The organism is Streptomyces phytophilus (assembly GCF_013870535.1).
In the GTDB taxonomy this organism is placed as follows: domain Bacteria; phylum Actinomycetota; class Actinomycetes; order Streptomycetales; family Streptomycetaceae; genus Streptomyces; species Streptomyces phytophilus.
Genome location: NZ_JACBXC010001387.1, coordinates 1 through 1518 on the forward strand (window position 1 = coordinate 1; position 1518 = coordinate 1518).

A 1518-nucleotide genomic window follows, 5' to 3' on the forward strand; every position below is an offset into this window, starting at 1 on the left:
AGAGCCCCAGCCGGCCAGCGGGCTCAGCTCCAGGAACGGGGTGTCGGGGTCGCCGGTGCGCAGGTCGACGCGCTCGGCGGTGGGGAAGGCGTCCCACAGCCGCCGCTCGGGCGGGCTCAGCTCGTCCGGTCCCACGTGTGTCGTCCCCCTCGATCCCGCGCCGGCCGCGGTGCGCGCACACGCATCCGCTGCCCGTACTCAACCACTCCCGCGCACCGCCCGGTTGGGCAGCCCGCAGACCCGGGGGCCGGCGGGCCCACGGGCGCCGCCGACGCTCCCGGCCGCGTACACGCACCGCAGCCCGCCGCGGTCGCCCCCTCGCCCCATCGCCCCCTCGCTCCTCACCCCCCTCGCCCCCTCGCCTCCCCCCGTGCCCGGGCAGCCCCCGCCGCCGCGCGGCATCATGGGACCGTGCGGTTGGAAGCGATCTCCTGGGAGCGGCTCACCGAGGCGCTCGCCGAGCGCGTCGCGGGGATGAAGGCGGCCGACGGCAGCCCCTGGCTGCGCGTCGCCGTGGACGGTGCTCCGGCGGCGGAACCCCGGGCACTCGCCCAACGGGTCGGCGATGCCCTGCGTGTGCTCGGGCGCGAGGCCCTCGTCCTCGACGCGGGCGCGTTCCTGCGCCCGGCCTCCCTCCGCTACGAGTTCGGGCGCGAGGACCCCGACGCGTACTACGACACCTGGCTCGACACCGGCGCGCTGTGGCGCGAGGTCTTCGGCCCGCTGGAGCCCGGCGGCGACGGGCGCGTCCTGCCGGACCTGTGGGACCCCGTCACCGACCGCGCCACGCGCAGCCCCTACGTCCAACTGCCCCCCGGCGCCGTCGCGCTGCTCCACGGGCCGCTGCTGCTCGGCCGCTGGTTCCCCTTCGACCTGACCGTTCACCTCCGTCTCTCCGCCGCGGCTTTGGCCCGGCGCACACCGGAGCAGGACCGCTGGACACTGCCCGCCTTCGCCCGCTACGAGGAAGAGGCCGACCCCGCGGAGGCCGCCGACGTCCTCGTACGCCTCGACGACCCGCGCCGCCCGGCCTGGCGACCGGAGCGCCCGTAAGCCCGCGGCGCCCGCGTCAGGGCCGCCGCTTCGGCTCGTGCGGCTCCTCGTCGTCCTTGCGTATCGGCTCGTACGGCGGCACGTCCCGGCCCGGCTGGAAACGCGAGCCCTGTCTCATGTGCCGGACCACCACCACGATGTCGACGGTCGTGATGGCGGCGAGAGCCGCGGTCACCGCGGCCCAGACCGGTTGGTCGACGACGACGAAGAAGACCGTGCCCGCGATCATCCAGAGCGTTCCCCACAGCGCGAGCCAGAAGCGCAGGCGCAGCGGAGAGCGGGCGTGCACGGGCTCGTCGCCGGAGCGGATCGGCCTCATGCCTAGCACCTCCTACCTCCAGCATCCGACTCCGCGGGGCCGAGGTCCAACCAGGCACGCTGCGCGTACGACCCCCTACTGCGCGCAGCGCGCCAGGGATATCCGCCGGCCCTGCGGCCACTGCGCCTCGGGCAGTCCCTCCGCCC

At 76.0% G+C, this 1518-nt stretch carries 2 protein-coding genes; one reads left to right on the top strand and one right to left on the bottom strand.

The window, feature by feature from the left end; genetic code table 11:
* The first annotated feature begins 411 nt into the window (after window positions 1-411).
* Entirely contained in the window at window positions 412-1053 is a 642-nt protein-coding gene (locus H5J30_RS32620) for a nucleoside/nucleotide kinase family protein (RefSeq protein WP_181791279.1), read from the top strand.
* Window positions 1054-1069: 16 nt separating this feature from the next.
* Here the strand turns inward: H5J30_RS32620 and H5J30_RS32625 are convergent, their stop codons facing one another.
* On the bottom strand, window positions 1070-1372 hold the full coding sequence (locus H5J30_RS32625; RefSeq protein ID WP_181791281.1) for a DUF6343 family protein: 303 nt from the start codon (window positions 1370-1372) through the stop codon (window positions 1070-1072).
* Window positions 1373-1518 lie beyond the last annotated feature (146 nt).